At 68.7% G+C, this 19,697-nt stretch carries 11 protein-coding genes and 1 pseudogene; 11 read left to right on the top strand and 1 reads right to left on the bottom strand.

Going from position 1 to position 19,697, the window contains the following annotated elements; genetic code table 11:
- Positions 1-5: 5 nt before the first annotated feature.
- The 11 genes from A5753_RS06960 to A5753_RS06910 are packed head-to-tail and all read left to right on the top strand — an operon-like array spanning position 6 to position 19,396.
- Positions 6-566: a hypothetical protein gene (locus tag A5753_RS06960; RefSeq protein WP_067124874.1), complete on the top strand. Its 561-nt coding sequence runs from the start codon at positions 6-8 to the stop codon at positions 564-566.
- Complete coding sequence (locus A5753_RS06955) at positions 566-3,586, top strand: VWA domain-containing protein (RefSeq protein ID WP_231990021.1); 3,021 nt, start codon at positions 566-568, stop codon at positions 3,584-3,586. The genes A5753_RS06960 and A5753_RS06955 overlap by 1 nt, the downstream gene beginning before the upstream one ends.
- Complete coding sequence (locus A5753_RS06950) at positions 3,586-7,131, top strand: tubulin-like doman-containing protein (protein ID WP_067124870.1); 3,546 nt, start codon at positions 3,586-3,588, stop codon at positions 7,129-7,131. The genes A5753_RS06955 and A5753_RS06950 overlap by 1 nt, the downstream gene beginning before the upstream one ends.
- Before the next feature lie 2 nt (positions 7,132-7,133).
- Positions 7,134-9,785, top strand: coding sequence for a hypothetical protein (locus A5753_RS06945; RefSeq protein WP_067124867.1), 2,652 nt, complete (start codon positions 7,134-7,136; stop codon positions 9,783-9,785).
- Positions 9,786-9,787: 2 nt separating this feature from the next.
- Positions 9,788-11,827 carry a hypothetical protein gene (locus A5753_RS06940; RefSeq protein WP_067124863.1) on the top strand — a complete coding sequence of 680 codons (2,040 nt, stop codon included), beginning with the start codon at positions 9,788-9,790 and terminating at the stop codon, positions 11,825-11,827.
- Positions 11,824-14,313, top strand: coding sequence for a hypothetical protein (locus tag A5753_RS06935; RefSeq protein ID WP_067124860.1), 2,490 nt, complete (start codon positions 11,824-11,826; stop codon positions 14,311-14,313). Before A5753_RS06940 ends, A5753_RS06935 begins: the two co-directional genes overlap by 4 nt.
- Positions 14,313-15,245, top strand: a complete 933-nt coding sequence (locus A5753_RS06930; RefSeq protein WP_067124857.1) for a hypothetical protein — start codon at positions 14,313-14,315, stop codon at positions 15,243-15,245. Before A5753_RS06935 ends, A5753_RS06930 begins: the two co-directional genes overlap by 1 nt.
- A gap of 23 nt (positions 15,246-15,268) precedes the next feature.
- Positions 15,269-16,423, top strand: a complete 1,155-nt coding sequence (locus A5753_RS06925) for a hypothetical protein (RefSeq protein ID WP_067125292.1) — start codon at positions 15,269-15,271, stop codon at positions 16,421-16,423.
- Positions 16,424-16,440: 17 nt separating this feature from the next.
- Positions 16,441-17,409, top strand: a complete 969-nt coding sequence (locus A5753_RS06920; RefSeq protein ID WP_067124853.1) for a sensor domain-containing protein — start codon at positions 16,441-16,443, stop codon at positions 17,407-17,409.
- A gap of 12 nt (positions 17,410-17,421) precedes the next feature.
- Positions 17,422-18,423: a sensor domain-containing protein gene (locus A5753_RS06915; RefSeq protein ID WP_067124850.1), complete on the top strand. Its 1,002-nt coding sequence runs from the start codon at positions 17,422-17,424 to the stop codon at positions 18,421-18,423.
- Between the two features lie 4 nt (positions 18,424-18,427).
- Positions 18,428-19,396 (top strand): sensor domain-containing protein, encoded by a 969-nt coding sequence (locus tag A5753_RS06910; protein WP_067124846.1) that lies wholly within the window; start codon positions 18,428-18,430, stop codon positions 19,394-19,396.
- A gap of 175 nt (positions 19,397-19,571) precedes the next feature.
- On the opposite strand, the pseudogene A5753_RS06905 reads toward A5753_RS06910, so the two are convergent.
- Positions 19,572-19,697: pseudogene (locus A5753_RS06905) on the bottom strand (cutinase family protein); the annotation flags it as partial.

Here is a 19,697-nt window from a genome sequence, read left to right as displayed (position 1 = left end):
GACCGATGAACGCACCAAACCCCTTCGACTTCAGCGACTTCGGGCCGGGCAAGCAGGCCCAGTCCGGGGGCGGACAGCAGCCGGCGCAGGGTGGGGGTTTTGCGGGCGGATTCAATCCGTGGGCCAACCAGCGACCCGCCGCCGCGCGACCGGCAACCTCCGATGCTTTCCAGGCACCATCGGCCTTCGACCCGACGAGTGGACGTGACGCGTTCGGGCAACTCACCGCGAGCCCGGCGGGCATCGGCGCGCTGACGACGGCGGGCCCGCCGCTGGTGTGGTTCGTGGTGGCCTTGGCGCTGGGGGTTGCCGGCATTGCCCTGGCCGGTGCGAGCGCGTTGGGCCGCCCGATGATTGCGGCCGCGGTCGCCGGGTGGCTGCTGGCCGGGCCGCTGGCGATCGGCGCGCTGGCGGTCTTCAGCCGCGTTGACACCAGGCGCCGCGCCGAGGCCATCTACTCGGCGCCCACCTGGACATCGAGGCTGTACTGGATCGTGCTCGCCGTCTGCCTGCTAGGGATAGCGGTGGGGGCCTGGCAGATTGCGCTGTGGGCGGGGACGTTGTGATGGCCAGCTCCTCTCGAATATCTCGCGGCCGCAACGGCTTTGCGGCGCTGGCGCGGGTGGCCGCGGTCGCGACCCTGGTCGTCGTGCTGAACCTGGTCGGCTGGGCGCCCGTCGCGTCGGCGACGGGCTCGCCGGGCGCGAGCCGATTCGGGGCCTGCCTCGCCTCGCAGAAGGCCGGCGATCTGCTGCTGCTGTTCGACGAGTCGAGCAGCCTGCAGCAGACCGATCCACAGGCCGCGCGCGTGCAAGCCGCCCGCTACCTGGTGCACACGTTGGGCAAATACGCCGACCGGGTGAGCGCAAAACTCGACGTCGCGGTGGCGGGGTTCGCCGATACCTATGTCCCCGAACATGATTGGACCCAGCTCACCGGCTCGACCGCGGATAGCGTAGGCGCGTCGCTGGATCCCATCGCCAAGAAGAACACCGGCATCGACACCGACTACTGGCTGGCCCTCGACGGGGCCCGGCAGGCGCTGACTACGCACGGCGGCGCGGCCGACAAAGGGCAGCGCTGCCAGGCCATCGCCTGGTTCTCCGACGGCATGATCGATTTCACCGCCCGTCCGGTCACCAAGCCCTACGCCGACGGGGTCCCGCTGGACTCACCGAACGGCATCCCCGACACCACCCAGAAGGCCGTGCAATCCATCTGCCGGCCCAGCGGCCTGGCCGACCAGCTGCGGTCGAGCAACATCATCATGCTGGGAATCGGGCTGGGCGCCAAGCAGACTCCCGGTGACTTCAACGTGATGTCGGCGATCAGCACCGGCAAGGGATTGCAGGGCCTGGCGTGCGGCGCCATCACCGATCCGGTGCCCGGCGACTTCTATCCCGTCGCCAACATCGACGACATGTTGTTCGCGTTCGACGCCCTCAACCCGGATCCGGGCGTGACCGACCAGGGCGGGGTCTGCCAGATCAAGGTGTGCCCGGAGGCGCGGCACAACTTCGTGCTCGACCGGTCCATCAAAGAGGTCAACATTCTGGGTTCCGGCGGCGTGCCCGGTGTCGAGCCTTACCTCGTCTCCCCGACCGGGCAGACCCTGCCGTTACCCAAGAAGGACGGCGCCCAAAACGTCAACGTCGACGGCGTATCGGTGAACTACCAATGGCAATCCGAATCGGCGCAAACGATCTCGCTGCAGAACGGCAACGCCCCGCACTGGACCGGGCAATGGGCGATCGTCTACGTCGACACCACCGGCCAGCACCCCGACGCCGTGTCCAAGGTCAGCATCCACATCACCACCGACATCTTCCCGGCCCTGACGGGCGCCGACAAGGTCGCCTGGCACAGCGGCCAGACACTCAAGGGCCTGGTCTTCGGTTTGGTTGACGGCCAACGCAAGCCGATGACCCCGAGCGACCTGGCCGGTACGGCCACCATGTCGGCGTCGTTGGGTCCCGATGGCGCCGCACCGATTCCGCTGCTGACGGCGGCCGGCAAGGACGACATCGCCAAACCCGTCGACGCCGATCTGACCAAAGTCTCCCCGGGGCACGCGACCTTGCGGATGTCGCTGGTGATCACCACCGCGAACACCACCGACCAGAACGGCGGGCCGATCGCCGGCACCCAGTTGTCGCCGCAGGAAGTCGATGTGCCCGTGCAGATTCTGCCCAAAGTCGGCCTGCCGACCCCGGGCCAGCGCATCGACTTCGGCACCGTCGAGGGAGCCAAGGGGGCAACCGCGACGCTGAACGTCACCGGACCGGGCTGCGCCTGGATCAGCGACACCGATACCCCGACGGTCGCGGGGGCGCCCGATGGCATCGGCACACCGCACCTGGGTTCACCAACGAACTCGGGCCAGCACTGCCTCAAGGTGCAGGCGGGGGAGACCGCACAACTATCGGTCAACCTGCGCACCGACCACAACGGACACGGCGGGCTCAACGGCGCCGTGCCCGTTCATGTTTCGACGCTGGACAACCCCGGCGACGCCCAGACCGTGCCGGTGGCCTTCACGGCGTCGATGATCAACCCGCTCAACACCACCAACTTCATCCTGGTGCTCATCGCCGCCCTGCTGCTGGGTCCCGGAATCCCGATGGCGCTGCTGTACGCATCGAAGTGGTGGGTCAGCAAGATCCCGGACAATCCGTTGCTGGCCGAACGCATCGCGGTGCAGGTCGAGCACGACGCGGTGTTGCGCGGCGGTGAACCGTTCGTGATGGCCGACACCGACCTGGTGCAACCCGTGACCGGGTTGCCGCCCGGTGGCACCCGCCAACTGTCCGTGGCCGGGGTCAATCTCTCGGTTGCGCTGGGGCGCAGCCCGTTCGGATCCGGCCACGTGGTCGTCGACGCCGAGGGCATGGTCAGCGTCGGGTCAAAGCTGCCCGGCTCCGACAACACGGGCCTGCGCGCGGTGCTGCCGCTGGCGGTGCACAACACCTGGGTGCTGCTGCACAACCCGTACGGGCCCGAGAACGCCGCGGAGGTATTGCTGTTGGTGGCCGGAACCACCGACACCATCGCGCGTGAGCGGCTCTACGAAGACGTCGCGCAACGGCTGCCCGACCTGCTCGCCGGGTTGCGGCTGCGTGCCGTGCAGGCCGGTATGTCGGCAGCGTTCGCGGCGCCGGGCGAGACGGCCTCCCCGTTCGGTGACACGCCCGCGGGCGTCGTGGTCGGCCCGGCCGGAGATGATCCCTTTGGCGGCGACGCTGATTCGTCGTTCGGGGCGGCGCCCGCAGCACCCGCAGCACCTGCAGCACCTTCAGCACCGTCCGCGCCGGCTTCGAGGCCGGCGCCGCCGTCCCCCGCGGCGACAGGGCCGGTGCCGCCCGGCTTCAATGAGGCGGAGACACAAGAGCGGCCAATTCCCGAACCGATATTCCGCCAGGACGAGACGATGGCCGCGGGATACCGGTACGGCGACGAGGGTGAACAGCGCGACGAGCACGACGAGCGCGCGGGCGGCGGGTCGCCCGGGCTCCCGCCGACCGAGGCGACGCAGCCCTCCCATCGATTTGACCCAGATCCATTCGACCCGTTCGGAGAGGGCACCTGATGCGACGATTCCTGGTAGTGGGCTGCGGCGGTTCCGGCGGCGCCACGCTGTCCCTGATGATGGACCAGCTGCGCTCCGAACTGCACACCGCCGGAATCGAAAAGCTCTTGGCCGGTTGGCAATTCGTCCACATCGACGTCCCAAGTGCCGCGGAGTCGGGCCCGGAGGGGCTGGCGAACGTCCCCGCCCAGGGCGGCAGCTACGTCGGGTGCGGACCACAGGGCAGCAGCTACGCCGTTCTCGACGGTGCGCTGTCGCAACGGCTGGCGGCCGAATCGGCGTTGGACACCATCGCCACCTGGGCGCCGCGCAGCCCGCAAGAGGTGTCGATCCCGATCTCGGCCGGCGCGGGCCAGTACCGGGCGATCGGGCGCATGATCACCCTGAGCAAGGCCGCTGAGATCCACGCCCGCCTACAGGCCGCGTGGGACACGCTGTTTCGCGTCGAGACCGTTTCCGAGATGTCGACGGTCGACGTGCCGGGCATGGGTCGATTCGACCCCAACGAACCGCCCCTGGTGTTGGTGGTGTCATCGATGGCCGGCGGTGCGGGGGCCTCGATGGCGCTGGACGTATGCCGCCTGCTGACCTTGGTCACCGGTCTGGATCCGCGCCTGATGGGCGTATTCATGGTGACCCCCGACATTTTCGACTCGCTACCGCAGAGCGCCATCATCGGCGTGCGGGCCAACGCGTTGGCGATGCTCGGCGAGATCGTGGCCAGCCAGTCCGGTGCGGCCCGCGAACACGACGTGCGAATCTTGCGTGCTCTGGGCCACCATCACGGTGAGGGAGAACCGATTCCGTTCGCGCGGGTGTTCCCGGTTGGTCGCTACATCGGCGCCGACCGCACCCTGTTCGGCGACGGCTCGCAGTATGCCGTGTACCGCGGACTGGCGCGTGGGCTGGCGGGACTGATGATGAGCGGCCGGGCCAGCGACCAGTTCGTTGCCTACGACCTGGGCAACACCGCGTCCCCGGTGGGCGATCGCGACCTGCTGGGCTGGGGCATCTCGTCGTGGGATGTGTTGCCCTGGGGCACCTATGGCTTCTCCAGCCTGAGCATGGGCCGTGACCGCTACGCCGAATACGCCGCCCAGCGCCTGGCCCGCAGCTGCGTGGACAAACTGCTCGACGGGCACATGCAAAGGGGCAATCCGGCATCGAGCACCGAGCAGTTGGACTCACTGCTGTCCAGCCAATGGGCTGCGCTCTGCGGCGAATTGGGGTTGCCGCCCAGCGCCGGCGACGAACAGACCCGGGTGAGCCAGCTGGGGCGTTGGATCGGCACCGAAGCCTTCACGACCGACACCGTCGTCTCCACGGTCAACGGTCTCATCGACCGTCAGCTGCGCAACCACCTGCCCAACCCGGAGGGCGTCGCCGCCGAACAGTGGGTGCCGACCATGCGGCAGGCCGTGCACAACCGGCGCGCCGAGTTGACCCGGGCCTGCGCTGATGCGGCCTACGCCATGGCTTTTCAGTGGCATCAAGATTTCGCCAACCGGCTCGAACGGGTCGTCGGCGCGGCCGTTGCCTCGCTGGGCTTGCCCTTCGCGCGGGAAGTCGTCGACCAGCTGCGCCGGCACATCGATGACCACCTCACCGCGGGGGTTGCGCAGCTGGGCAACATGGGTCCACCCGACATCGTGGCGATGTCGCCGCAGGTGGACGCCGGGCTGAAGTCGCTGCACGGGGTGATGACCAACACCGACCAGGTGGTGGCCGCCGTGGTGGACGGGTTCCGCGCGACGGTGCGCCGTCAGCTGTTCGCCGACGCGGCCGCCCGCATCGCCGACGTGCTGCGGGTGGTCGGTCTGGAGCTGCTGGTGCCGCTGCGGGATCGGCTCAGCGAGGCGATGATCCAGCTGGAGAACGCCCGCTCGGAGCCGCCGACCGACGTGGGCCTCGCGCGCCTGGCCACCGACCAATACGCGGCCTGGCCGGCGGACGCCGACGAACTGGTGCCCAGCCGGTTCGCGGAGGCGAACAACGAAGTGCTGCTGATCAATTCGACCGCCTTCAAGGGCCGTTACGAGGCCGACCTGCCGAAGGCGGTGGCCGCTGCCAACGCGATGATCCCGCTGCAGTCGGCTATCGAGGAGGCCACCACGCGGGTGATCCTGGGGGAGTGGCAGACCACCGGCGGGGTGGCCGCCCCCGGCGGGCTGATCGAGCGCACCGCGACGTGGGTCACGCGGGCGCTGGGCACCGATCCGGAGACCGGCCGCGCGCGGGTGCCCTCGATCGCGCAGTTCGACATCCACACCCGCCCAGTGGAATTGCTGCGACGCGCCCGGCTCTACGTGGAGCGTCCCGGGGAGTCGTTCGCCGAATTCTGTAAGGTGTCGCTGCGCGACTACGTGCAGGGGGCGGGAGCATCGGAGTCCGAGCTGGTGGCGCGCCGCCGCGACATCGCCACCAAGTTCGCCGAGGCGCTGTCGCTGGCGCGACCGCTGGCCAGCGTCAACGACCAGGCGCTGCAGCGAGTCCACCCCGGTCAGCAGACCGAATACCGCTACAAGTTCTCCGAGATTCCGTTCGCCGGTCAACCGGTTGACCGCGAACTGTTCGAAGTCATCCGCAACAATCCGCGGATCGACCAGGCGACGAAGGACAACTACGGGCGGTCGCTGTCCGACGAGGACAGCGTCACCCGCATCGACATCTTCGGCTCGTATCCCAACTATTCGCCGCTGGCGTTCGACTCGGTGCTCAAGCCCGCGGCTCAGCAATGGGCGCAGACCGCGGGTCCCGGACGGGGCGCCTTCTGGAAATACCGTCGCTCCCGGCCGCTTTCGGCGTCGCTGCCGATGACCGACGACCAGCGATTCACCATGACCGGCGGCTGGTTCGTCGGCCAGCTGCTGGGCCGCATCCAGATCCCCGCGTCGCCGTTCACCGAGCCGGTGCGGATCTACGACGCCGACAGTGGGCAGTGGCTGAACTTCCCGAACCCGCTGCTGACACCGCCGTCGGCGTTCCACGCCCCGTACGACTGGTTGCCTGCGGTACTGGAATCGATCCTGCTGGCCATCGCGCAGTCGCACGAGCCGCCGGTGATGCGATCGCTGCGGCCCTACAGCGTGCTGCGTGAGCTTTACGACGCGCATTCGCAAGACCCGGCCAGCGGCATCGTCGCCTTGTCGGCGCAGGGGCTGCTGCGCGAATTCCTGCAAGGGGCCTCGAGCGCGCCCGGGGTGCAGCCTCGGGTCCCGGGGATCGCCGAGGCCCAGACCGCCGACGAGCGCGCCGCGGCGGCGATCGAGTGGTTGACCACCATCCATGATGTTGCGGCGCAGTATCTTCCGGCGGACATGGCCGGGGCCACGCCGGGTGGGGCGTTCACGACGGTGCCGACGCGAACCACGGCGTCGAACACGCCCATGTTCCGCGACCTGGCGCCCGACGTATACGCGGCCACCGGTGCGCTGATCAACCTGATCCAGCACGAGGCCGAGGCGTTGGCGGCCGGCGCGGCGGCGGGCGGCCCGGTGCTCGACGGCGGTGCGCCCGTGGTGATTCCCGAAGGCGGGACGTTCTGACCATGGCTGTATCCGCCGACACCTCGCTCACCGTTGTCGTGGCCCCGCACCTGCAGACCGACGAGCTTCTGGGCATCCTGTGCGATTATTCGGCCGCCGGGTTGCTGGGCGTCTTCGTCTGGGTCGATGCCCGCGATGCGCGGGGGCCCGCCACGACGGCGACGATGGTGCGCGATGGCAGGTCGGAAAGCGTCGTGCTGCAACAGGTATTGACCGCCAAGCATTATGACCGGGTTCGGGTAGCAGTATTGGTTCCCCTCGATGCGCCGGCCGAGCAGCGAGCGCCGTTGGCCGCCGAGCAGTTCGTCGAACAGGTGGTGCGCAGCACCGCCAGGGGCGCCGGGATGACCCTGCTGCGGATGCTGCTCACGAGCGGGCGCGCGGGCGCCAGTCAGCTCGGCTCGTCGGTCGTGGTGGAGGGCTGGCACAACCTGCTGATCGCGCCGGAGGATTCACCGGCACCCGGGTTGGGTGCGGTGCCGTGGGGGAATCTCGCCGAACCGCTGGATCTGGCCCAGCGCGCCGCGCCGGTGGTCGCGGCGGTGGCCGGTTTGTGGGCCGATGTGCAGCAGACCCCGTTCGACAGTGTGGAGATTCTGCCGGGCCAGACGCTGCGGGCGGTGCGCGCGTTCTACCGCAGCCTGGATACCGCCGAGGTGGAACGCCGGCTGCGGGCGCGGCTGTTCGATCCGGCCGGACGGCTGCCGCTGCCCCATGGCGGGCAGGTGCCGGTGCTGTATGTGGAGGACGTTTCGGCGGCCACGCAAACGATGGCCCGCGCGCTGTGGACCAAACATCGTGATGTGCTGCGCGGACCCCGGCTGGGCGTCGACGACGTTGCCACACAGGCCATTTCGATTTGGGCGGCGTTGAAAATGTTTCTGCGCTTCATGGGCGGGGCCCTGCGCAACGCGCCATCGGCGTGGTTGTCGGCGGTAAAGGGATCGGTCTCGGCGGTGTTGGCCTCGACGGTGCAGGGCACCGTGTTCGGCGGCCGCGAATCGGCGTTCTCGGTGGTCACCAGCAGCCAGCTCGCCGACTGGCAAGATCTCGGCCGCAGCGCCGACACGCTCAACGCGGCCATCGGCGGGTCAGCGGGCAACGGGCAGCTGGCGCAACAGGATTTGAGCGCGCTCTGGATCGACTTCGTCAACGGCGCACTCACCCTTGCCGACGGTGGACGCCGCGCGAAGGGGCTCGACCCGATTCAAGTGGGCGCTGGTGTGGGTGTTTTGGCCAGTGCCGCCGACGTCGTGCCTAGCCGCGCCGACCGGTTCACGGCGATCCCGACGTCGCTGGCCGCCGTGATCGGCGTCAGCGACCTGGAGCCGGCCGACGTGCTGGGCGCGGCCGATCTGCGCCAGCGGCTGCAACGCGCCTACTCCGACCCCGCCTCCGGCGTCGAGGCGCGCGGGGCGTCGACCGAACTGGAGCGCTGGCAGCAGCACGCGTCGAAAAGCTATGCCTGGCAGGCGGGATCGATCCTTACCGACTTCCTGGGGCGGGCCCGTACCGAGGTGGCGCAGATCGCCGAACAGATTCAGCGGGCGGCCAGCGAGATCTCGATCGACGAGCGGGTGCGCGCCCGTCAGCAAGCCATCGGCATCATCCTGGCCACAATGACGTGGGCGACCTTGGGAGTAATCGTCGTGCTGGTCGGCCTCGCGGCGGTCGGCTTCACCGGCTGGAAATACACGCTGATCACGGGCGGAATTCTGCTCGGCCTCTACATTGTGGTGTCGCTGACGTTGTTCCTGTTCGCCCAGCGCGACATGTTCACCTTGATGAATCTGCGGAAATCGCAACAGAATCAGCTCGAGATGATGCAGGCGAACCTGCAGACCGCGCTGCAGGATGTCAGCCGCCTGTCCACCGCGTACGGCCAGTATCTGTCCTGGTGTCGCGTGCTGGGGCCGGTGCTGCGGGCACCTTTCGGGCCCGCGCCCGCCGGGCGCTCGGCGGCGCCGCTGATCTCCGACGGCCTGCCCCGCTGCGCCCAGGTCGGGGTCGCCGATCCCGGCGCGGAGCGCGCCGACGATGCGGCGCATGCCATTCAGCGCCGCCTGTACGCGCTCGGCTGGCTGACCAAGCCGTGGCAGGACATGGTCTCCCACGCCGCGGAGCGGCTACGGGAGGAGCCCGAAATGCTTTATCGGATGCCGGGTTTGCGGACCGCCTCGGGTCTGGATAAATGGTCGGCGGCCGTGGCGTCCGGGCAGGTGCACTCCACCGGCGCCGAGGCGCTGTGGCAACGGGTCGAGCAGATGTTCGCCGAGGACAGCCGCGTGGGCACCGCGCTGACCGGTGCGGTATTCGCTCCCGCGATGGGGCAGCATGTCCCCTCCGAACAATTCGCGGCCGGCGTTGTCGACCATCGGCCGGGTCACGCCGCCCCGTTCGACGGATCGGTGTTCACCGACGCGGCGATGACCGCGAGTCGCTGCGCGGTGGCGATTGACACGGCGGCGCTGGCGCGGCCCGGCCTGGGTTTTCGCGCCACGGTGGTGCAGGCCAGCGACGGGCTGGCGCCTTATGACTTCACCCTGTTCGAGGTGCCGCTGGCCGCCGCGTCGGGTGTGGAAATGGAGAAGACCGCGGTGATCACCCACACCGAGCACCGCGACGTGCCGCCCGGCGGGGATTTGGTGTTCTAGCCATGCCCGATCCGCAACATGCCGGCGACGCCGACGATCCCCGCCTCAACGCCCTGATCGCGTGGCGCCAGCGCCTGATCGATTCCGGGGCGGTGTCCAAGGCGGGCTTCAAGGAAACTCACCTGCGACTGATTCTGCGGTCGGGACGCACTGAGGTGGAACAGATTCGGGCGATGTTGCCCGGCTCGGTCGCCGAGTACGCCGAGGAGTTGGCGGCCGTCCTGGCAGAGGTGGAGTCGGAGCCGTCACCGGGACGGCACCGTCCGGCCGGCCTGTCCGCGGTGGGACCCGAGGGTGAACCGACCGGCGCCGCAGACAGCACGACTAGTGACGAATCGCCGTTGAGCGCAGGTGATTTCGCTGCATACGCATTCGGTGAACAGACCGGCCCGCTGGCCGCCGTCACCGTCAGACCGTCACGGCCCGAAGACGGCGACACTGCGGGCAGCGAGCTGACCTGGACCCCGTATTTACCGGGCGGCGATGCCGTGGTGATCTACCGGCTGGTCGCGCAGGAGGACAACGCGCCGTACTCGCCGGACCGGGCCCGGTTGGTGGCGGCCACCCTCGCGACCACCGCGGCCGACCAGGAGCCATTGGTCGCCGCGGTGCGCTACTACCAGGTCTGGGTCAACGTCGGTAGTACCCGCGCCGAAGCGCTTGCGGCGCAACCGATCAAGCACGCCGAAGGCGTGGCCATCAGCCCAGTGCGCGATTGCGTGGTTCGGCAGGACAACGGCAAGGTCATCGGAAGCTGGACGGTGCCCGCGGCCGTCAGCACCGTGTTCGTTTCCCGGATGCTGACCGAGGAGGCTGGCCGCGAGGGGCCCCAGCATCGAATCCTGCTGGACCGCGACAACCGCGCCGGATTCGTCGACTCAGACCCGGCGCCGGGACGGCACTATGTGTATCGGATTCGGGCCGCGGTCCCGGTCAACGGTGTGCTGCGGCTGGCGGCACCGGTCGACGCCGAGGTCGAAATCGCCGCTGTCCTAACACCGGTCACCGATTTGATGGTCACGTCGGCACCGGGAGCAGCCGACGGCTTCGAGCTCAGTTGGCAGGCGCCGTCCGCCGGCGAGGTGGTGATCTATCGAAGCCAGAAGGGCCCGGCCGCCGGCGCCGAGGCCAACGACCTGCCCGAGGCGGCGCTCGAGCAGGTCGGTCTGACCCCGGATTTGCGCTTGACGCAACCGATTACCCAGCGGCCCGGTCCCGACGGACGGCCGCGGTCGATGATGTCGGGGGTGTCCTGGCCGACGGACTGGAGCCGCGCGTACTTCACCCCGGTCACCGTGCTGGCGGGTCGTGCGTTGCTGGGCAAGACTTTCTGTTCGGTGCGCACTGGGGTCATCCGGGACGTCGAGCTGGCCGAATACTGCAACAAGCAGGTGTTGACGTTCGACTGGCCGCAGGGCGCCGCCGTCGTCGTAGTGTATCTGGCGCCCAAGGGCTATGACCCCCGCAACGGTCTGACCGGCACGTCCTACGAAATCACCGTCGAACAGTACGAGAAGTACGGCGGTCTGCAACTGCCCAACGGCAAACTGCCGGTAAGCGGGTGTTCCCTGCATCTGGCGCCGGTGGCGTTCTCCGCCGGCCGGCGGGCCATCGGGACCGTACGCAGCATCGAATACGCGGGCTTGTTGCGGCTGCAGTACGCGGTGCAGTTGAGCCGCGATCCGCACGGCCAGCCGTCGCACGCCACCATCTACATGCGATCCGAATACGAAGTGCCGGGCTCACCGGCATTTGTCTTGATCAACAATCCCGACCGAATTCCGTTGTCGCCCACCGACGGTGAGGCGCTCGACGCCGCGCCCCTGGACGCGCAGGGCGGGCTGGCGGCAACCCCCTCCAAGGAATTGCGGTGGTCGGCCCTGACCACCGCCGGCACCGCCGAGCCGTGGGCCGTCGACCTGCGGGGCCGACGCGGATGGATCCGATTGTTCGTCAACACGCCGTCGGCGGCGCGGCTGCGCACCATCGCGCTCCTGGACCCGCCGGTGCACAACCTTCGTTTGAGCGTGGGTGCGCCGTGACCCCGCGCTACGGCCAGTTGGCCTACACGAGTTTCGACCAGCCGGGCGGCGCGGGCGGCTGGCAGGTGAAGCAAACCACCGGAGATTTGTCGCCCGAGGAGACACAACGCCTGGCGTCGGGTGTCCGCACCGCCTTTCGGCCCGTCACACCGCTACCCGACTACCCGACCCCGGAACAGTTGGACGCGGCGCCACGACGGCTGGAGTACCGCCGCTGGGCCAGCGACGCGGCCGGCTACTGGCACACCGTTGCCGCCGGCGCCGACAGCACGGGGCGCCCGGGCAACGTCTTCGCCCACGTATTGCTGGACCGGGCACCGGATTCCGAGCCGCGGCCGCGCCCCATTCAGCGGTGGGGCTCGTCTGCCTGGTTACGCCCGTTCGGTGCCGCCGCGGTCGAGCGCGCCGCCCTGCCCGCCGACCCGCCGGGCGTGGCGCAAGTCGTCACCCGGGAAAGTGCGATCGCATTCGCGCTCGACACCAGCACCTGGCGGGTCGGCACCTTGCTCGGGCTACTCGACGCGGTGGCCGCCGCGCTCGCGGGCGGCGCACCCGTCGTCTTAGGCGCCGTCTCCGTCGACTCGGCCGCACAATGGATCGGCCTGGTGAGCTTCTTGATGTCACCGGGAACCGCGGCCAAACTGAACTTCAGCACCTTCGACCGCGCCGACCAACTCGGCTCGCCGCAGCATGCCATCGCGCACCTCGCCGCGGTGCCCATCGGTGACTTGAGCACGCTGCCAACCGGTTTCGTCGTCATCGACGAAACCGCGACGCTGTCGCTGGGAGAGCTGGGTGGCGAACCGCATCGGACCGCCGCCGGTCAGGCGATCGACGTCACCGCATGGTCGGTAATGGCACAGGAGGTTCTGCTCGATCCCCAGTCGGCACTGGCGGTGCTCGATGAGCTCGACCGCCGTGCCGCCCAAACCGAGGACCGGGACCTGCACCCGGCCTGGCCGCTGGCGGTCACGATCGCCGCCGACGAAGACTTCGCGGCCGCCCATCCCGAGGCCAACGCCATCATCACCGCCCACTCGCCGGCCGGCATCACCCCCGGATCACCGACCGAACGCCTTGTCGACGAAGCGCTGTCGGCACTCGTCGGCCACACCACACCCGACGCGTGGAAGGCGGCGGAACAGAACCTGCCCGGATTCGCCGGTGAACACGCCGCGCTGACCTACCTATGCCGCGCGATCGGTGACGACACCTGGCTGGATCAACTCGGCCCGATTCCGTTGAGCGCCAACACTTACCACGGCCGTCAGGTTCCAGAACCGCTGGCGGCCGCGCTGGGTCCGGCGCTGGACCGGGCCAGCGCCGAGGGCGACCCGCAGCGGCTGCTCAAACTGATCGACCTGCTCCTGCGCGCGGGCGTCGACGATGATCGCCTGAGTCAGGCGCTCACCGAACGGGTCGCAGCCCAGCTGGCCGACCCGCACACCGGGCCCACGCTGGCTCGACGGTTGACACACCGGCTTGGCCCCGAAACCCGGATCGCTGCGGCCGCCGCAACTTTGCGCCTGAGCTGCGAAGGCGCCGCGACCATCAGCGACGCCGTGCTGGACTGGTTCGCCGAAGGATCCACCATGCCCGCGGCGAGCGAACTGCTTGGCGCTCAACCATGGGACGCGACGTGGACACGAGCTGCGGTGTGCGGCATGCGCGCCGAACGCGACCCCGGTGAGGCGGATTGTTTCGCCGAGTTGTGGTGGCTCGCGGCCAACGGGTCGCCGCGCCGCGAAGAGCTGGCGGCCGGCCGGATCTGGGACCCCGCGCAACTTCTGGTTGCGGGCGGCGCCGCCTTGAACACCGCGGCGCTGCTGCCGACGCTGCTGGGGGCGCCCGACAGTGAATCGTTGGCCCGGTTGGCCGACGCGATCACCGGCGCGAACAGCGACGACCTGGTGGTGGCGTGCGCGGCCCTACGCATGGTCGGTCCCGCGTCCTGGGTGCAGCGCGGCTACCTCAACACTCATCAGAAGGCTTATGCCGGGCTGTGGGACACAGCACTGGGCGAAATCGGGCCTGGGCGAATACATCTCGACTGCTCGGTGCGGGTGACGGTGTTCGCGGTCCTGGGTCTGATCGCCGGACAGCCGCGACCCGTCCTGGCGGGCCAGCTGGCCGGCGACCCGGTGGTGGCCGGCGCGGCGACCGAGCAGGTGCTAGCGCTGGCCGACAGCGAGATCGTCACGGCGAACGAGGTTGTGGCGGCCAGCCTGTTGCGCACCGACGCCGCCGAGCCGGGCGATGCCGTCGATGGAGTGCTGGCCGCGGCCGCCGCGGCCGTTACGGCGCGCCGGCAGTTCAGCGACGACGACCAGGAGGGGGTGCTCGCGGTGATGATGCGGATGGCCGGCAACAACGACGGAGCGCCGCCGCGGCGATACCGGAAGCTGGTGAACACGGCGCTGGCCCGCCGCGCTGACGGGCAAGCTTCGCTGACGGCCCCGCCGGTTCAGACGTGGAGGAATTACTGATGCCGATCTATGCCCTGACCGCACGTAATCAACGCGCGCACATACCCGTTGGGCCGCTTTCGGTGTCCATCAGCGGCGCGGTCCGAGACGCCGCGCTCGACATCCAGGGCGCACCGGGCCAACCCGTCGTGCGCTCGAGCCCTCATCATGTCGTCTTGCCCTCGCTGACCGGTCCCGTCACCGTCTCCGTCCGGCCCGCATTCACCACGCAGTTCGGTGCCGGCGCCGTGGTGCACCTGGCGATCGCGCACGATGTGCCCGACGAAGCCGACCCCGTGCAGGTGCTTTTCGATCCGGTGGATGTCAGCGGCGACGCCGCGGTGGTGTTCGCCGAGCTGCGTCCGGCCGGTCACCACATCGAAGTCGCCGTCACCGCCGCCGCCGACACGGCGCTGAGCCCGCTGGCCGCCGCGGCGCGCACGGCCGCGCGGCGTCTCATCGGCCGCGACCGCAAGCAGGCTCACACCGAACTTGTTGTCGCGCTTAATAGTTCGGCCTCGATGCGACCCTGGTTCGCCGTTGGCAGCGCGGCGACCGCCACCGACATGGCGGTCGGGGTGGCCGACGCCCTCGGGATTCACGACGTGGCGGCGGTTCTTGTCGGCGCCGACGTCACCAAGGTCCCGGTGGACAGCCATGCTCCCGGACCGGGGCTGGGGTTGGCCGAGGCGGTACGCAAGGTGCAGCCGCGATGGTCGGCGGGTGCGCGCTGGTCGCGGCTGCGCACCGACATCGCCACCGTGGCCTGTTCGGACTTCCCGGCCAGCGGCGTGCACCGCGGATTTGCCTTGATCACGTTGACCGATGACCGCCGTGTCGCCGGGCCGCGGCTGCCGGCGCCGCGGTCGGGGCAAGATGCCTCCGCCGAACTGCTGGCGCATCCGCAGGTGCTCGACGAGATCGCCGCCGGCCTTGTTCGGGCACTGACATGACCGCCCCGACCGCCCAGCCGATATTGACGAAATGTCCACGCTGCTTTGGGCTTCTGGATCCCGATCATCACCTGTGGACGCTCGCGCCCGCCAGCGGCGCACCCCGCTACCACGACGAGGTCGGCTCGGCGTTCCTGGGTGCCAAGGCCGATATCGGCCCGATGTTCCGGTGGGACCGTCCGCCCGGATACAACGGTCCGCCGCCACCGAACATCGCCGCGCAGGCGCTGCGCGGTCCCGTTCTCGAGATCTGCCCGATTTGCCATTTCACCCTGCCCGACCGGTGGCGCGAAGGTCAGGCGTACTGCATCGCGATGGCGGGCGCCCGGGCCACCGGCAAAAGCCTCTACATCGGGGTGCTGGTCCGTCAACTGCAGCTGTTGTGCGAACACCTCGGGTTCGCGATGGCGCCCGCGACGCGCTCGACGGCCGTCGCGTACACCACCCATTACGAGACACCGCTATTCGTGCAGCGCGGTCTCATCCCGCCGACGCCCACGATGATGACCCAGACCTCCACCCAGCGCGAGCCGCTGATCTTCAGCCTGGGCACGTGGCACGGGATTCAGCGTTACCTGGTGTTGCGCGACGTCGCCGGTGAGGACATGGAATCGGGAAACCTTCATTCTCCTCCGTTTCGGTTCTTCAGCAACGCCGAGGCCGTGTTCTTCATGTTCGATCCGCTTCGGGTGCAATCCATTCGGGATCAGTTGCAGGACCTGCTGCCCCCGCAAATGGTCAGCGGGGGAGACCCGCGCGGCGTGCTGAACAACGTGATGATGGCCATCGGATCCGGGGAACCGCGGCTGGCGGTCATCTTGTCGAAGTTCGACGCGCTTCGGGCGCTGCGGGATGTCGACGGCTCCGAGTGGAGCATGGTGATGTCCAACGCCGGGGCCGCCTATCTGCGTGATCCTTCGGATTCCGTGCTCTACGACGACAACGACGGTCAGCTGCTGCACGAGGAGGTGCGCAGTCTGCTCACCCGGCTCAACGCCGGCTCGATCATCGCCGGGGTCGAAAACCCGTCCACGCCCAGACGGTTGAGACATCGGTTCTTCGTCGTCTCCGCCCTCGGCCAGCCACCCAGCGGGCAGCGCCTACACGCCCGGGGCATCGCCCCGTTCCGCTGCGTCGACCCGGTCCGCTGGGTGACTTCGAGTTTCGGTGTGCTCTAGGCATCCGTGCGGCGAACATGACGATCCCACCCCAGAATCCGTTCGAGCGCAATCCGTTTGGCGGTACGCCGTTCGGCAGCAACCCCGTCACGCCTCCGGTGCATTCGACGCCGACGGCACCGCCACCAGACCGACAACCGGTCAACGCCCTGGCGACGTTGTCGGTGGTGTTTGCGCTCGTGTTCGCCCCCGTCGGGGCGGCTCTGGGCCACCTGAGCCTTCGGCAGATCCGGCGCGCCGGCCAACGGGGTCGTGACCGTGCTCTGGTAGGGACGGTGCTGTCGTACGCGGTAATCATCGTCGCGGCCGGCGTTTTGGTGGTGTGGGGCTTGCAACCCGCTGCCGCCCCGGCGCATGTCGCCGCACCCAGCACTGCGGCGCCGCCCACGGTGGCACCGTCCAATTTGGCCTCTTTGGCGCCCACCCTCGCTGACGTCAAGACCATTACCGGCGACCAGTCTCTGGTAATGGGCGACATCTTGCGCCGGCCCAACATCGGCAACGCCATGGGGCAAACCCTCGACCGCCCAGAGTGCAGGGGAGCGATCGACGCCGGCATTCCAGACCTCTACGATGTCGGAGTGATGCTGGGGTTCTACATGCCGGCGTTCATCGACAGGGCTGACCCCTACAACACAGTCACGGTCGGCTCGGCGATTGCGGCATTCCTCGACTCGACCACCGCGCAAGCCCAACTGGCGAGGATGCAATCCACGTTCGGCAAATGCGGCGGAGGCGCGTCGGTTCGGGTGACCTTTCCCGATGGCCGACCGTTCACATTTCAAGTGAAGGGACCGAATTCGCCCGGCAACGGAGTCACCACGATGGAAATGGCGACCGAGGGGGAGCTGTCCGTCCATGCGATCGCGACCCGAGCCAACGTCGTCCTCGACGTGTTGGTGTCCTACACCGGCAACGGCGCGGACCGCGCCCGGCAAGCCGCCGCGGACGTCGCCAACCAGATACTCAACAAGATTCCTGGCTGACGGGATCCAGTTATGACCAATCCGCAGGAACCGTTCGGGCCCAATGCCTTCGGTGGCAATCCGTTCGGTGGTGTTCCGTACGGGGGCGTGCCGCCGGGCCCGCCGATCTACACAGCGCCGCCACCGCAGCGGCGGCGCACCAACATCTTTGCGACGTTGTCGGTGGTGTTCGCATTCGTCTTCGCGCCCGCCGGGGCGGCGCTGGGACACGTGGGCCTTGCGCAGATACGCCGCTCCGGCGAACGGGGCCGTGACCGCGCGATAGTCGGGCTGATGCTGTCGTATGCGGTCATCACGCTGACGGTGGTGGCCGTGGTGGCGTGGGCAGCGCAGACCGACGGCGGCTCGTCTCGGACGGCGTCACGCACGAGCTCGGCAGTCTCAACGGGTTCGACGCCGCCCTCCCACATGGTCACGCCGACGGGACTGCCGGGGCTGCTGCCGACCATCGATGACGTCAAGCGGTTCATGGGGATCCCCAACCTCGTTGCCCTTCCGCCCACTTTCAAGCCGGGCCCGGACTCCGACAGCGCGTCGGTTGATCGCCCCGAGTGCTGGCCGGTGATGGGCGGCGGCGCTCCGAACACCGATATGCAGGCCCTCGTCGGTTACTACGGGTTGGTGCTGATCGACGACCACGACGTGCCCGCCCTCAAGGAAGCGGGACAGGTGCTCATGGCCTTTCGGGACCCGCCGGCCGCGCAGCGGCAATTGGCGAATCTAGTGTCGATCTGGCGAAAATGTGGAGGCTCGACGATGAACATCCTTCCGCCCCCGGGCAAGCAGTCGCCGCCGGTCGCGGTGTCCATGGGCGTCCCCTCCGACGCCGGAAACGGCATAACCGCCATGGTTTTGACCGCGCAGGGCCCGGTGTTGCGATCACGCAACGATCGTGCGATCGTCGCCAAAAACAACGTGGTCGTGGACATCAACGTCGTGTTGGTGGACACCGATCGTGGCCAGCAAGCCGCCCTGGACATCGTCAACTACATCCTGGGCAAGATCCCGAGTTGAGCCGATGACTAATCCGTTTGGCCCCAGTCCATTTCAGCCCAACCCGTTCGGGACCGGTGCGCCCGGCCCGCATCCGGCACCGCAGCCGACTCCCGGCCCGCCACGCGATGAGGCCAATGTGTTGGCGACGCTGTCGGTGGTGTTTGCCTTCGTCTTCGCCCCCGCAGGACTGATACTGGGGCACTTGGGATTAGCGCAGATTCGCCACACCGGTCAGCGCGGTCGCGAGCGAGCCTTGGTCGGGGTGACGCTGTCGTATGTGTTCATCACCGCATTGGTGATCGCACTGATTGTCGCGGCGATGATGCCTGAGGCTGAGTCGATTCAAGCCGCCGCACCGACGCCGACAACCACTCAGCCGCCGCCGACTCCCACCGTCGCCCCCAGCGCTATGGACGGCCTGCTGGCCACCCTCGACGACGTCAAAAACTACAGCGGCGATAACGACCTGACCGTCCGTGCCACGTACCAGCGCCCCACGCCGGATCCCGCAAGGCCCGCCTTGGATCGCCGAGAATGTCTGGCCGTCATGGAGGAGTCCGCACCCGAGGCCTACGACGTGACGGCAGTCGTCGGCTACTCCGAGTCGGTCTTCTCCGGCACTAACGATCCTCACAACATGTGGGACGTCGGTGAAGGTGTCTCAAGTTTTCACGATGCGACGGCCGCTGAGGGGCAGCTCGGGAGGTTGCAGGCCGGCTGGCGTCGGTGCGGCGGCTCAACCGTCCGTGAAACCTGGCCCGACGGGCGAACTTACCAGGTCACCATCGCGGCGCCCGCTGATGCAGGCAACGGCATCACGACCATAGAAACCGTGACGGACTTCCCGACGCCCGATTTCGGCGCCCGCGCGATCGCCGCCAAAGCCAATGTGGTCATCGACGTCGGGGCGTGGTCGACGACCGACGCCGACCGCGCCGGGCACGCCGCCCTGGGGATCATCCACTTCATTCTCAACAAGGTCCCGGGCTAGCGCACGACCAACCTTTTAACCCAGCCCGTTTCAGCCCAATCCGTTCGGTGCGGGTTCGCCCGGCCCGCACCACCACCCGATGCCGCCGCCTCCGGGCCCGCGGCGCGACGAGGCCAATGTGTTGGCGACGCTGTCGGTGGTGTTCGCGTTCGTCTTTGCTCCCGCGACCGGCTTGTCAGCTGCCAAACCCTGCCGTCGGCGCCGCGACCGGGGCCGGCCCGCTTATGCCCAGGTGGCTGGAGGCGAAGGCGACGCCCTTGTCGATCACGGCGCCGTCGTCGGCGTAGGTGTCGTGTGCGGC

This window comes from Mycobacterium sp. 852002-51971_SCH5477799-a (assembly GCF_001667145.1).
GTDB lineage: Bacteria > Actinomycetota > Actinomycetes > Mycobacteriales > Mycobacteriaceae > Mycobacterium.
Note: the sequence above shows the minus strand (reverse complement) of the source record. Positions and strands in the feature narration are given on the sequence as shown.

Coding starts and splice junctions, on each gene's coding strand:
- A5753_RS06960 (WP_067124874.1), top strand. CDS start 6: ATGAACGCACCAAACCCCTTCGACTTCAGCGACTTCGGGCCGGGCAAG.
- A5753_RS06920 (WP_067124853.1), top strand. CDS start 16,441: ATGACGATCCCACCCCAGAATCCGTTCGAGCGCAATCCGTTTGGCGGT.
- A5753_RS06940 (WP_067124863.1), top strand. CDS start 9,788: ATGCCCGATCCGCAACATGCCGGCGACGCCGACGATCCCCGCCTCAAC.
- A5753_RS06950 (WP_067124870.1), top strand. CDS start 3,586: ATGCGACGATTCCTGGTAGTGGGCTGCGGCGGTTCCGGCGGCGCCACG.
- A5753_RS06955 (WP_231990021.1), top strand. CDS start 566: ATGGCCAGCTCCTCTCGAATATCTCGCGGCCGCAACGGCTTTGCGGCG.
- A5753_RS06945 (WP_067124867.1), top strand. CDS start 7,134: ATGGCTGTATCCGCCGACACCTCGCTCACCGTTGTCGTGGCCCCGCAC.
- A5753_RS06915 (WP_067124850.1), top strand. CDS start 17,422: ATGACCAATCCGCAGGAACCGTTCGGGCCCAATGCCTTCGGTGGCAAT.
- A5753_RS06910 (WP_067124846.1), top strand. CDS start 18,428: ATGACTAATCCGTTTGGCCCCAGTCCATTTCAGCCCAACCCGTTCGGG.
- A5753_RS06930 (WP_067124857.1), top strand. CDS start 14,313: ATGCCGATCTATGCCCTGACCGCACGTAATCAACGCGCGCACATACCC.